Annotated in this window: 12 protein-coding genes; 4 read left to right on the top strand and 8 right to left on the bottom strand. The window is 69.9% G+C overall.

Going from position 1 to position 12470, the window contains the following annotated elements; genetic code table 11:
• Positions 1 to 341 precede the first annotated feature (341 nt).
• From rsmG to ACGFMK_RS09820, 3 genes are all read left to right on the top strand, one after another.
• Positions 342 to 1022: a 16S rRNA (guanine(527)-N(7))-methyltransferase RsmG gene (gene rsmG / locus ACGFMK_RS09830; protein WP_392760083.1), complete on the top strand. Its 681-nt coding sequence runs from the start codon at positions 342 to 344 to the stop codon at positions 1020 to 1022.
• 86 nt (positions 1023 to 1108) lie between these two features.
• On the top strand, positions 1109 to 2032 hold the full coding sequence (locus tag ACGFMK_RS09825) for a ParA family protein (protein WP_392760081.1): 924 nt from the start codon (positions 1109 to 1111) through the stop codon (positions 2030 to 2032).
• Positions 2029 to 3027: a ParB/RepB/Spo0J family partition protein gene (locus ACGFMK_RS09820; RefSeq protein WP_392760079.1), complete on the top strand. Its 999-nt coding sequence runs from the start codon at positions 2029 to 2031 to the stop codon at positions 3025 to 3027. The genes ACGFMK_RS09825 and ACGFMK_RS09820 overlap by 4 nt, the downstream gene beginning before the upstream one ends.
• A 135-nt stretch (positions 3028 to 3162) precedes the next feature.
• Here ACGFMK_RS09820 and ACGFMK_RS09815 read toward each other — a convergent pair whose 3' ends face one another.
• Entirely contained in the window at positions 3163 to 4107 is a 945-nt protein-coding gene (locus tag ACGFMK_RS09815) for a D-alanine--D-alanine ligase (protein ID WP_392760077.1), read from the bottom strand.
• Between the two features lie 28 nt (positions 4108 to 4135).
• Positions 4136 to 5467 carry a PLP-dependent aminotransferase family protein gene (locus ACGFMK_RS09810; protein ID WP_392760076.1) on the bottom strand — a complete coding sequence of 444 codons (1332 nt, stop codon included), beginning with the start codon at positions 5465 to 5467 and terminating at the stop codon, positions 4136 to 4138.
• Between the two features lie 216 nt (positions 5468 to 5683).
• Here ACGFMK_RS09810 and ACGFMK_RS09805 point away from each other — a divergent pair, with 216 nt between their 5' ends.
• Positions 5684 to 6328 (top strand): GNAT family N-acetyltransferase, encoded by a 645-nt coding sequence (locus tag ACGFMK_RS09805; RefSeq protein ID WP_285477676.1) that lies wholly within the window; start codon positions 5684 to 5686, stop codon positions 6326 to 6328.
• A 217-nt stretch (positions 6329 to 6545) separates the two neighbouring features.
• On the opposite strand, the gene ACGFMK_RS09800 is transcribed toward ACGFMK_RS09805, so the two are convergent.
• The 6 genes from ACGFMK_RS09800 to ACGFMK_RS09775 form a co-directional block, all read right to left on the bottom strand.
• Positions 6546 to 7694, bottom strand: coding sequence for an N-acetylmuramoyl-L-alanine amidase (locus tag ACGFMK_RS09800; RefSeq protein WP_392760074.1), 1149 nt, complete (start codon positions 7692 to 7694; stop codon positions 6546 to 6548).
• A gap of 281 nt (positions 7695 to 7975) precedes the next feature.
• Entirely contained in the window at positions 7976 to 8299 is a 324-nt protein-coding gene (gene trxA, locus ACGFMK_RS09795) for a thioredoxin (RefSeq protein ID WP_020642536.1), read from the bottom strand.
• Positions 8300 to 8332: 33 nt separating this feature from the next.
• A complete protein-coding gene (gene trxB, locus ACGFMK_RS09790; RefSeq protein WP_392760071.1) occupies positions 8333 to 9325 on the bottom strand; it encodes a thioredoxin-disulfide reductase in 993 nt (330 codons plus the stop codon).
• A 79-nt stretch (positions 9326 to 9404) separates the two neighbouring features.
• Positions 9405 to 10196 (bottom strand): hypothetical protein, encoded by a 792-nt coding sequence (locus tag ACGFMK_RS09785; RefSeq protein ID WP_392760069.1) that lies wholly within the window; start codon positions 10194 to 10196, stop codon positions 9405 to 9407.
• A complete protein-coding gene (gene sigM, locus ACGFMK_RS09780) occupies positions 10193 to 10816 on the bottom strand; it encodes an RNA polymerase sigma factor SigM (RefSeq protein ID WP_392760067.1) in 624 nt (207 codons plus the stop codon). The genes ACGFMK_RS09785 and sigM overlap by 4 nt, the downstream gene beginning before the upstream one ends.
• Positions 10817 to 10847: 31 nt before the next feature.
• Entirely contained in the window at positions 10848 to 12440 is a 1593-nt protein-coding gene (locus tag ACGFMK_RS09775; protein ID WP_392760065.1) for a protein kinase family protein, read from the bottom strand.
• Positions 12441 to 12470: the final 30 nt, after the last annotated feature.

Genomic DNA, 12470 nt, shown 5'->3' with positions numbered 1-12470 from the left:
AGGCCTCCGGTCGGTGAAGCGGTTCCTAGACACCTCCACTTCACAACCGGAGGCCTTCACCTGTCAGCACGACAGGCCGCCGCTGGTCACCTCAAATCGGGACAACGTCCCTGGACATCACACCTAGCGGTCCGCTCGCCCCAGCGGCTGTGCGCGACGGGGCGAACAGCGGCCGTCATGTTTCACGTGGAACCGGATTCGTCTCGATCCGACCCGTAGCTGACCGCTGGGCGAGTGGAGTTGTCCACATCTGCGGTCTGTCGGCTCGTTTTCGCGTCGACATCAGGGACAATCTAATGAGCGCGGTTTCACGTGAAACCCGCGGACGAGGAGTAGCCGGAGTGAGCTTGGAGCAGGCCGCGGTAGCGGTGCGGACCGCGGCGGAGCGAGTGTTCGGCGCGCACGTCGACCAAGCGGCTGGGTATGTCGAACTCCTCGAGAGCCACGGCGTCGAGCGGGGGCTGATCGGTCCGCGGGAGGTCGAGCGCCTCTGGGAACGGCACGTGCTCAATTCGGCGGTCATCGGCGAGCAGATGCCCGAAGGGGCTCGCGTGGTCGACGTCGGGTCGGGTGCGGGGCTTCCGGGTGTACCGCTCGCGATCGCGCGACCGGACCTCGATATCGTCTTGCTCGAACCTATGGCCCGCCGGGTTGACTGGCTGGCCGAGGTGGCCGAGAAGCTGGAACTCCCGATCACCATCGTCCGTGGACGCGCGGAGGAGCGGCCTGTGCGTGAGCAGCTCGGTGGCGCCGACATCGTCACCGCTCGCGCGGTCGCCCCGCTCGCCCGGCTCGCGGACTGGTGCTTGCCGCTGGTTCGTCCGGACGGCTTCCTGGTTGCCCTCAAGGGCGCCAGCGCGGCGGACGAGATCGAGCGGGACGGTGCCGCCATCAGGAAGGTCGGCGGCGCCGACCCGTTGATCGTGGAGTGCGGTGTGGCAGTGCTAGAGGTCCCCAGCACGGTCGTGAAGATCCGTCGCCTGCCGTCGAAGACGGGGAAGCCGCGGAGCAGGAAGCGCTAGCGCAGACAACGGGCCGCGATGTTCCACGTGAAACGACGCGACTCGTCCATCGACCAGACGTCTATATGGAGGAGGTGTCGAGACCGGTGAATCCCCCGCCGTCCGACTCCACGGAGACCAGCCACGACGTGGGCTGGACGCCGATCGCCGAAGAAGCCACCCGCGCCGCGCGTCTGCTGCACCCGGACGGGTCGCTGCCCCGGCCTGGCCGTCGCCGCGTGATGACCGTCGCCAACCAGAAGGGCGGCGTCGGCAAGACCACCAGCACGGTCAACCTCGCCGCCGCGCTCGCCGTCCACGGGCTCAAGACGCTCGTCGTCGACCTCGACCCGCAGGGCAACGCGAGCACCGCGCTCGACGTCGACCACCGGTCCGGGACGCCCTCCATCTACGAGGTGCTCATCGGCGAGGTGACGCTCGCCGAGGCGGCGCAGCCGACTGAGCAGTCCCCCAACCTCTTCTGCGTTCCCGCCACGATCGACCTCGCCGGCGCCGAGATCGAGCTCGTCTCGATGGCGTCGCGCGAGTCCCGGCTCAAGGAGGCCATCTCCTCGGAGATCCTCGACGAGATCGGCGTCGACTACGTCTTCATCGACTGCCCGCCTTCGCTCGGCCTGCTGACGGTCAACGCGATGGTCGCCGCGCAGGAGGTGCTCATCCCGATCCAGTGCGAGTACTACGCGCTGGAAGGTCTCGGGCAGCTGCTGAGCAACATCGAGCTCGTGCAGCAGCACCTCAACCGCGAGCTCCGTGTCTCCACGATCCTTCTCACCATGTACGACGGCCGGACCAAGCTGGCCGACCAGGTGACGAACGAGGTGCGGAACCACTTCGGCGACACTGTTCTGAAGACCGTCATCCCGCGCAGCGTGAAGGTGTCGGAGGCACCCGGGTACGGCCAGACCGTGCTCGCCTACGACCCCGGTTCGCGCGGGGCGATGAGCTACGTCGACGCGGCGAAGGAGATCGCCGAGCGAGGTGCACTCATGGAAAGGGGTAGTTCGACATGACCGAGCGCAGAGGAGGGCTGGGGCGCGGCCTCGCCGCTCTCATCCCGACCGGGCCGGCCGGTGGTCCGCTGCCCGCGCCCGGTGAGGGGTCGGCCGCGGAGAAGAAGGCGGCCGAGGAAAAGGGCTGGTTCGCCGCGAACGGTCAGGCGAAGCAGCACAGCGGCGAGGTCGCCGGCGCGGTCTACCGCGAGATCCCGGTCGGCTCGATCAAGCCCAACCCGAAGCAGCCGCGGCTCGCTTTCGACGAGGAGGCGCTCGCCGAACTCGAGCACTCGATCCGCGAGTTCGGGCTCATGCAGCCCATCGTGGTGCGCGAGCTCGGGAACGACGAGTACGAGCTCGTCATGGGCGAGCGGCGGCTCCGGGCGTCGCAGCAGGCGGAGCTCGAAGCGATCCCGGCGATCGTCCGGCAGACCGCCGACGAGTCGATGCTGCGCGACGCGCTCCTGGAGAACATCCACCGCGTCCAGCTGAACCCGCTCGAAGAGGCGGCGGCGTACCAGCAGCTGCTCGACGAGTTCGCGGTCACGCACGAGGAGCTGGCGAGCCGGATCGGCCGCAGCCGGCCGGTCATCACCAACACGATCCGGCTCCTCAAGCTCCCCCTGCCGGTGCAGCGCCGGGTTGCCGCGGGCGTCCTCTCCGCCGGGCACGCGCGTGCGCTGCTGTCGCTGGAGGACCCCGAGAGTCAGGAAGAGCTCGCCGCGCGCATCATCGCGGAGGGCATGTCGGTCCGGGCGACCGAGGAAGCCGTCACGCTCAAGAAGAGCGAGAAGCCGGCCAAGCCGAAGCCCGCGCCACGCAAGCCGATCCAGGCGCCCGGACTGCAGGATCTCGCGAACCGGCTTTCGGACCGCTTCGACACCCGCGTGAAGGTCGACCTCGGCCGCCGCAAGGGCCGGATCGTGCTCGAGTTCGGCTCGGTCGACGACCTCGAGCGCATCGTCTCGATCATCGACGCGAATGGGGCGAATCAGACACCGGAAACCGATTAGGGATCACCCCAGGGTGTTTCGTCACGGTGATGATTGCTCCACGCGGTTGCGGTGACCACGTCCGGTGATGGACGCTCGCGACACGAAAAAGGCCACCACGGAGGTTTCCGTAGTGGCCTTTCGCGTACGTAAAAGTCAGCGGGAGATCGCGCGCCCGATCAGGTCGGCGAAGACCGTGCCGAGCGACTTGCCCGCCGCGTCGATCGCCATCGGGACCGTCGACGTCTCGGTGAGCCCGGGTGACGGGTTCACCTCCAGGAAGTGGACCGTGCCGTCTTCGGCGACGATCGCGTCGGTCCGGGAGATGTCCCGCAGTCCGAGGACGCGGTGCGCGGCGACGGCGAGTTCTGCGACGGCCTTGGCCGCGGCGTCGTCGAGCCGGGCCGGGGTGAAGAAGTCCGTCAGGCCGGCGGTGTAGCGGGACGTGTAGTCGTACACGCCGCTCTCCGGCACGATCTCGACCGCCGGCAGGGCCTCGGGACCGTTCTCGCCTTCGATGACCGTCACGGCCACCTCGACGCCGGCCACGAGCCGCTCGGCGAGCACCGTGTCGCCGTAGGCGAAGCAGCCGACCATCGCGGTGGGCAGCTCCGCCGCCTCGCGCACCACCTGGGTGCCGAGCGCCGAGCCGCCCTGGTCGGGCTTGAGGATCAGCGGCAGGCCGAGGCGCTCCACCATCGCGTCGAGCACCGCCTGGGCGCCGAGCTCGCGGAACGTGCTGTGCGGCAGCACGGCCCAGGCCGGCGTCACGAACCCGGCGTTCTCGACGAGCGCCTTCGCCGTCGGCTTGTCCCACGCGCGGCGGCAGCCCTGGGAGCCGGTGCCGACGAACGGCACCTCCAGCATCTCCAGCACCGTCTGCACCGAGCCGTTTTCACCCTCACCGCCGTGCAGAGCGACGACCACCGCGTCCGGCCGCTGGGTGCGCAGGCGCTCCAGCAGGCCCGCGTCGGTGTCCCACTCCTCGATGCCGAGGCCTTCGGACTTGAGCGCCGCGGAGAGCCGTCGCCCGGACCTCAGCGAGACGTCGCGTTCGTGCGAGAGCCCGCCGGCGAGCACGGCAACGGTACGGTCGACCACCGTGGAAACTCCTTAGCTGGAATGAATTTCAGACCGTGTCCGGGGACGGGTTCTGCGGCCCCTGGATCTGGCGCGAGCCCACGTTACCGAAGGTGCGGGCCAGGTCCATTTCGGACTCCAGCACCGCGGCCAGCCGCCGGACGCCCTCGCGGATCCGCTCCGGCGTCGGGTAGCAGTAGGACAGGCGCATCTGGCGGCTGCCGAACCCGTCGGCGTAGAAGCCGGTTCCGGACGCGTAGGCCACCCGCGCGGTCACCGCGCGCGGCAGCATCGCCTTGGTGTCGACACCTTCCGGCACGGTCACCCAGACGTAGAAGCCGCCGTCGGGCTTCGTCCACGAGCAGCCCGGGGGCAGGTACTGGTCGAGCGCCGACAGCATCGCGTCGCGGCGCTCGCGGTAGTTCTCGCGGAACTTCTTGATCTGGCCCTTCCAGTCGTGCGTGGCCAGGTAGCGCGACACGATCATCTGGTTGAAGGTCGGCGGGCACAGCGTCGCCGACTCCGCGGCCAGCACGAGTTTCTCGCGCACGGCGTGCGGCGCCAGCACCCAGCCGACGCGCAGGCCCGACGCGAACGTCTTCGAGAACGAGCCGAGGTACACGACGTTCTCGGGGTCCGTCGAGCGCAGCGCCGGGTACGTCTGCCCGTCGAAACCGAGCATCCCGTACGGGTTGTCTTCGACGACCAGCACTCCGTGCTCGCGGCAGATCTCCAGGATCTCCGCGCGGCGCTCCACAGCCAGCGTCACGCCGGCCGGGTTGTGGAAGTTCGGGATCGTGTAGAGGAACTTGACGCGCCGGCCGGCCTTCTCCGTCTGGACCAGCGCCTCGCGCAGCAGTTCGGGCACCAGGCCGTTCTCGTCCATCGCCACGTGCACGACCTGCGCCTGGTACGCGGCGAACGAGCCCAGCGCGCCGACGTAGGACGGGCCCTCGGCGATCACGACGTCACCCGGGTCGCAGAACAGGCGCGTGACCATGTCCAGGCCCATCTGGGAGCCGACGGTCACCACGACGTCGTCCGGGTGTGCCTTGATGCCCTCCAGCGCCATGATTTCGCAGATCTGCTCGCGCAGCACGGGGACGCCGTGCGCCGAGCCGTACTGCAGGGCCACCAGGCCGTCTTCGGCGATGATCTCCGCCACCTGCGCCGAGAGCGTGTCGAGCGGGAGCGCGGCCAGGTTCGGCATGCCACCGGCGAGGGAGACCACCTCGGGCCGGCTGGCCACCGCGAACAGGGCCCGGATCTCGGAGGCGGTCATCCCGGCGGTGCGCGCGGCATACCGCTCGAGGTGCGGGTCGAGGTTCTGGCGGCCGCTCAGAGACGTTTTCTGGGGCTTGCCGGGGCGGTTCTCGGTCATCGACGATTCACCCGGGGGTCGGTGGACAAAGGCCCGCTCCCGCACGGGAGCGGTAGATCCATCGAGTGTAACCGGGCACCCATCCGGGACCCCTGACCTTTCGGTGCTTCTCACATCGGCCTACCATCGACTCTGGCTACCGTGTTCGTGCTGTGGTTCCGCGCGGCTTGACGACCGGGCAGCCTGTCAGGGGAGCGCAGGTCAGGGAGGTCGCGGGTGTCGCGTCGCGTCGTGGGCGTCACACTGGACAACCTCGAGCACTTGCCGAAGAGCTGTCGCAGGTGTGTGTACTGGGAGCTGGCCCCGCACCTGAAGAACCAGGCCGAGGAGTTCGGCGCCACCGAGGTCGAGAAGGAAGCCTGGGTCTCGAGCGTCCTGCTTGAGTGGGGCTCCTGCGGCCGCATCGTCTACAGCGACACGCTGCCGGTCGGGTTCGTGCTGTACGCCCCGCCGAACGCCGTCCCGCGGTCGCTGGCCTTCCCGACGTCCCCGCCGAGCGCGGACGCCGTGCTGCTGACCGCGTTCCAGGTGCTCCCCGAGTTCCGCGGTGGCGGTCTCGGCCGGATGCTGGTCCAGGCGGTCGCGAAGGACCTCACCAAGCGCGGTGTCCGCGCCATCGAGGCGTTCGGTGACGCGCGCCCCGACGAGACGGACCCGGACGGCGGCCACAGCTGCGTGCTGCCGGCGGCCTTCCTGCAGAGTGTCGGCTTCAAGACCGTCCGACCCCACCAGAAGTGGCCGCGCCTGCGCCTGGAACTGCGCTCGGCGATCACCTGGAAGGAAGACGTCGAGGCGGCGCTGGAGCGCCTGCTCGGCCAGGTGACGATCACCACGGCCGAGCCGAGCCTCGGTCGCGCCTGACCCTCCCGCAAACGTTTGCGACCGTGTTACCGCAGGCCGGTAACACGGATTCCGCAGGGTGTGCACGGCTGTGGAAGAAGAGCCGAGTTATCCACAGAGCGCTGATAGGCGCGGTGGACAAGCTGTGGATGAATGCGCCAAAACCTGGGGACGGCGGGTGCGCGTCCCCAGGTGTGGTGGAGCAGGTGAAGGTGAGCCGCTAGGGGTTGTGGTCGCCCTATTCGGCCTTGGCGAGCTCGTGCGCCAGGACGTCGGCGAACGTGAACGTTCCCGTCGGCTGGTCGCCCTCGCCGAGCAGGTACAGGCGCTTGACGGCGATCAGGATGCCCTCGGCGACGATGTCGCGGAAGGCCGGGTCGCCGAGCTTGCGGCTGTCGTCCGGGTTCGTCAGGTAGCCGATCTCGACCCGGACCGCCGGGCAGCGGGTGCGGGTGAAGATGTCCCACGACTTGTAGTGCGTGCGGTTGTCCTGCAGGCCCGTGCGGGCCGCGACCTCGCGCTGGATGAAGCCGGCCAGCAGTTCACCCACGGTCGACGTCGTGCCGTTGCCGTTGCCGAAGTGGAAGCTCGCGACACCCTGGGCGCGGGGCGAGGAGTTCTTGTCGCTGTGCAGCGACAGGAACAGGTCGGCGCCCGCGTCGTTGGCGAACTTCGCGCGCTCCAGCTCCGTCGGGCTGTGGTTCGGGCCGCGGGAGATCAGCGCCTCCATGCCGGTGGCCTTCATCCGGCCTTCCAGGCGGCGCGCGAGGTCCCACGCGATGTCGGCTTCGCGGAGCCCGCCGGCGACCACGCCGAGGTCGTCGCCGCCGTGGCCCGGGTCGATCACGATGCGCTTGCCGCGCAGCCGCGGACCGGCCTGGCGCACCTGCTCCTGCTCGCGCAGGAACACGGGGCGACCGCCCCGGGCCCGCGGCGAGGACAGGCGGTGCAGCTCACGGATGGTCGCGGGACCGCACATGCCGTCCGGCGTCAGGCGCATGTCGCGCTGGAACGTCTTGAGGGCGCGCTCGGTGGCCGCGCCGAAGTAGCCGTCCGGGCGGCCGGCGTCGAAGCCGAGCTCGGTCAGCCGCTCCTGCAGCGTGAAGACGTCGTCACCCTGGATCGGGGCCGCGATCGTGTACGACAGCAGGCGGCTGCCCAGGTGGTAGCTGGCGCCCTTGAGCGCCTGGAACGTGGCCTGACCCACGACGCCGTCGGTCATCAGCCCACGGCTCTGCTGGAAGGCCCGCACGGCGTTCTCGACGGCGACATCGAACGTGTCGTAGGCGTCGGTACCGGTGACCGGCGGGAGCAGGTCCATCCCGGCCAGGATGGACCTGATCTCGGCGACGTCCGGACCGGCGTCACCGCGGCGGAGTACCCGCATGCACTCCTCGCTCTTCCTCAGGCGCCGACTCGGGGGTTCGGCGCGGGCAAAACTTCGGGGGAAAACCATCACTGAGACGTGCTCAGGTCTTCTATTGTGCCTTGCGAACTCTCGGTGACACCGCAGGCCCGGTCGGTGCGTCAAGAGCCCGTTCGTGGCGTACCTCCCGTGGCCATCGTCACGCAGGATTCACCCACACCGGTGAGATTCCCCCGAACGACGAGAACCCGGGGCCCGCAGGAGGGTTCCCGCAGGCCCCGGGTTCGCCGGGCTTGTTCGGTTCAGAGAACGTCGGCGAGATCCGACAGCAGCGCGGCCTTCGGCTTGGCGCCCACGATCTGCTTCACCGGCTTGCCGCCCTGGAACAGGATCAGCGTCGGAATGGACATCACCTGGTAGTCACGCGGCGTGTTCGGGTTCTCGTCGATGTCGATCTTGGCGATGGTCAGCTTCTCGCCGTTCTCGGCCGCGATCTCCTCGAGCACCGGGGCGACCATCTTGCACGGCCCGCACCAGGTGGCCCAGAAGTCGACCAGAACGGGCTTCTCGCTGGTCAGGACCTCGTCGACGAACGTCGCGTCGGTCACCTTGACGGTGTTGGACATGGTTTCTCCTTCAGGTGGTTGTACGCCGGAAAGTCAGTTGGTGCTCGCGCCGTAGCCGCCGCCGACGAGCTCGGCCGCCTCGTGCGCGTCCGAGTCGCCGTGCTCCGCGAGCCAGCGTTCCGCGTCGATCGCCGCGCTGCAGCCCGAGCCGGACGCGGTGATCGCCTGCCGGTAGGTGCGGTCCACCAGGTCACCGGCGGCAAAGACGCCGTCCAGGTTCGTGAAGGAGCTGCGGCCCTGGGTGATGACGTAGCCGTCCTCGTCCAGGTCGACCTGCCCGCGCACGAGCTCGCTGCGGGGGTCGTGCCCGATCGCGACGAAGAAGCCGGAGACGTCCAGGGTCGACTCGGAGCCGTCCTGGGTGTCCTTCAGCTTCAGGGCCTCGACCTTGGTGTCACCGACGACGCCGGTGATCTGCGAGTTGAGCTTCCACTTGATCTTCTCGTTCGCGCGGGCGCGCTCGAGCATGATCTTGGAGGCGCGGAACTCGTCACGCCGGTGCACCACGGTGACGGACTTCGCGAACTTCGTCAGGAAGGTCGCCTCCTCCATCGCCGAGTCGCCACCGCCGGCGACCACGATGTCGTGGTCGCGGAAGAAGAAACCGTCACAGGTCGCACAGGCCGACACACCGCGCCCGAGCAGCTCCTGCTCACCGGGCACGTTGAGGTACCGCGCCGCGGCACCCATCGCGAGGATGACCGCGCGGGCGGCGTAGCGCTTGCCGTTCGCGGTCACGTACTTGACCTCGCCGGTCAGCTCGACCGACTCGACGTCCTCCGCGCGCAGCTCGGCGCCGAAACGCTCCGCCTGCTTGCGCATCTCCTCCATCAGGTCCGGACCCATGATGCCGTCGCGGAACCCGGGGAAGTTCTCGACCTCGGTCGTCGTCATCAGCGCGCCGCCGAACTGCGTGCCCTCGAACACCAGCGGTTCCAGCTGGGCCCGTGCCGCGTAAACGGCAGCGGTGTATCCGGCAGGACCCGACCCGACGATGATCAGGTTCCTGATTTCCTCGGCAGCCACCCGTGACCTCCGCTCGTAGTGACCCGTGTACCAGGCTCAACACGATCGTAGGTGGCCATGTTCCCAGGCGTGACAGCCGCTACTTCTCCCCGACTACCTTGTCGAACAGGACGGCCGGGTTTCCCGGTCCGCAGTCCGCCCCGAAGGCGACCAAGCGGAACTGGGCCAGCTTGCCGGTGGTCAGGATGATCATGACGCCGGCCTTGCCGTCGACGTTGACCGGGCGGATGCCTTCAGGCCGCACCTTCGCGTCCAGCCCGGCGGCCGTGATACAGGCGTCGAGCCGGTCTTCGGTGCCCAGCGGGCCGAAGTCGCGGACGCCGACCGCCTTGCCGATCAGGGCCTGCGCGCCGCTGCCGTCGCTGCCGACCGTCGGGCCAGACGGCGGCGGGGCCGCGACGTTGGGCGTGCCGCTCTGCTGGGAGGTGCTCGGGATCGCGACCGTCACCGCGACGACGGCCGCCGCGGCCGCGGTCAGGACGCCGGCGACCCAGCCGAGCCGCTTGTTCCGGCGCCGCCGGGCCGCCGCGAGGTCCACCACCTGGGCGTCCCCGGTCCCGGTCTGCTCCGGTGCCGGCGCGGTACGCTGCTGCGGAAAGGTGGCGGCCGCTTCCGCGGCCAGTGCCGCGTCGAGCCGCGCCGCGAACTCCGCGGGCATCGGCGGTGCGGGTGCCTCGGCGAGCGAGGCCAGGTCGGCCTGCGTCGCGTCGAGGGCGTCCAGGATCGCGCGCGCCTCCGGGTCGGCGTTGACGACCGGCCACAGCTGCGCGGCCCGGTCGTCGTCCAGCACGCCGGCGTGGAGGTCGGCGAGCACGTCGACAGACCAGGGCGGACCGACGGTCCCCCCGATCCCCCGGCTTTCGTCCGTCATCGTCCCTCCCCGCTACCCGGCTGGCGCCCGGCCCGTTTGCTTTCGTGAGTTGGGACGTTCGCAATCGCATCGGGGTTCCGCAGGTGTCCGAGAACCTTCGCGAGTTTTCCCCGGCCCCGGGCGCAGCGGCTCTTCACCGTGCCCTCGGCGATGCCGAGCATCTTCGCCGTCTCGGCGACGGAATAGCCCTCGACGTCGACGAGCAGGATGGGCGCACGCTGGTCTTCCGGCAGTTGGTTGAGCGCCTCGCGCACCAGCAGGCTGGTCTCGCGCTCGGCCATCGAATCGCGCGGGGTGGCCGGCTCGTTGAAGCCGGTCTCCGGCAGCGGGACGGTCGGGCGCGTCTGACGGCGGCGGATCCGGTCGAGGCAGGCGTTCACCACGATCCGGTGCAGCCACGTCGTGACCTGCGATTCCGCGCGGAAGTTGCCGGCGGCCCGGAACGCCGAGATGAAGGCGTCCTGCAACGCGTCGGCGGCTTCCTCGGGATCGCGGACCGTGCGCAGGGCGACCGCCCACATGCGGTCGCGATGTCGCTGGACGAGTTCGCTGAACGCATGAGGGTCCCCCGCGGCGTGAGCCGCTATCAGATCCGCATCCGTGGGAGCTGCAGCTGTCACCCGCAAGAGCCTACTGACCCTGTCGGGTGCGTCACCCCGCAGGCAGGAAGGTCAGGTCGGCCATTTCGGTCTGGAACTCCCCGTCGGCGCCACCCAGCTGAGTGATCCAGACGATGAAGTACTCACCTTGGGTGGGCTGGGCCAGCGGGATCGTCGTCTCGCCGTCCTTCAGGTCGCCGTTGCCGACCACCTTCGTGTCGGCCAGGTCTGGGTTCTTCTCGGTCGCCGAGCGGATCTCGACCTTGGTGCCCGGGGTGCCGCCGTCGATCTTCACCTGGCTGAGGTTGATCGGGTCCTTGAAGGTGACGACCAGGCCGACTCCCGGCTTGATGGCGGGGAACTGCTGCTTGTACTGCTCGGTCCGCCACTGGGTCTCGGGCTTGCCGTCGGTCGCGTACTTCGCCCGGGCGGTGTTGTCGCCCTTGCCCTCGGGGTTGTAGACGGCCACGGCCTGTGGCTTCACCGCGGCACCCACGGACGGGGGTGGCGGCGGGGCAGGCTGCTGGCTCGACGCGGGCGGCGGCCCGGCCGGCTGGCTCGAGGCCGGCGGCGCCGCGACGTTGATCGTCGGGCCGCTCGCCTTCGAATCACCCTGGAAGACGTTGATCAGCATCAGCCCCGCCCAGGCGAGGATGACGACGGTGGCGACCACCAGCACGGTGACGCCGAGCGCGAGCTTGCGCCGCCGGGCGACGTCCTTGACCGGCTTCTTCGTGGTCCAGACGGTGCCCTCGGTCTCGGCCGGGTCCCCGCCGACGGCCTTGATCAGCTGGGTGCGCTCTTCCTCCTCGGCCACCTGGTCGAGCATGCGGAGGATGGCCGCGCTGGTGCGGATGCCGCCGTTGCCGCCGTCCTCGATCGTGCGGACGGCCAGCGACGACAGATCGGCGGGCACGGTCGGGATGAGCTGGCGCGGCGGGACGATCCGGCCCTGCGGCGTGGTCGGTGCCGGCGGGATCGCGGGCGGGCCGCCGGGCAGCGCCCAGCGTCCGGTGAGCAGTAGGTAGAGCACCGCGCCGAGCGCCTTGACGTCGTCGCGCAGCGTCGCCTCCGGCAGCGGGCCGGGGAACGCGAGCTTCAGCGCGCCGTTGGGCGTCAGCCGGAGCCGCTGCGGGTGGTCGAGGCCGAGGACGAGGCCGTTCTGGTGGGCCTGCTCGACCGCTTCGGCCAGCGCCTGCACCATGCGGGCGGCCGCGCCGGGCGCCACCGGCCGCTGCGCGACCAGGTCGACCAGGTCGCTGCCCTTGGTCCATTCCGCGACGACGACACCGAGCAGGCCTTCACTGGACGTGATGCCGCTGCCGAGAGCGAGCACGTCGAGCACGCGGGCGACGCCGCCGTGGCCGAACTTGGAGGCGTGCGTCGCGCGTTCGAGGGTGCGCCGCGCGAGCCGCGCGGCTTCCGGGTCGGCCGGGTCGCCGACCAGCAGGGTCAGCGCGACGTCCCGCTTCAGCTGGCCGTCCCGCGCGCGCCACAGGTGCGCGTCACCCCGTTCGTCCACGCCGAACTGTGCGAGGAGGCGGTAGCGGCCGTCGCCGACCACACGTCCGGGGGCGAGCGATCCGACCTGGGTCTTGCCCACGTGGTTCGCACCCCCTGCCTGTTCGCTGCGCCTCGTATCCACCCGCACTCTCCCGTTAGCTCCCCGCGTCGA

Source organism: Amycolatopsis sp. NPDC049252, from assembly GCF_043197175.1.
GTDB lineage: Bacteria > Actinomycetota > Actinomycetes > Mycobacteriales > Pseudonocardiaceae > Amycolatopsis.
This window is presented reverse-complemented; position numbering and strand designations above follow the sequence as displayed.

Coding starts and splice junctions, on each gene's coding strand:
- ACGFMK_RS09820 (WP_392760079.1), top strand. CDS start 2,029: ATGACCGAGCGCAGAGGAGGGCTGGGGCGCGGCCTCGCCGCTCTCATC.
- ACGFMK_RS09810 (WP_392760076.1), bottom strand. CDS start 5,467: ATGACCGAGAACCGCCCCGGCAAGCCCCAGAAAACGTCTCTGAGCGGC.
- ACGFMK_RS09800 (WP_392760074.1), bottom strand. CDS start 7,694: ATGCGGGTACTCCGCCGCGGTGACGCCGGTCCGGACGTCGCCGAGATC.
- trxA (WP_020642536.1), bottom strand. CDS start 8,299: ATGTCCAACACCGTCAAGGTGACCGACGCGACGTTCGTCGACGAGGTC.
- ACGFMK_RS09785 (WP_392760069.1), bottom strand. CDS start 10,196: ATGACGGACGAAAGCCGGGGGATCGGGGGGACCGTCGGTCCGCCCTGG.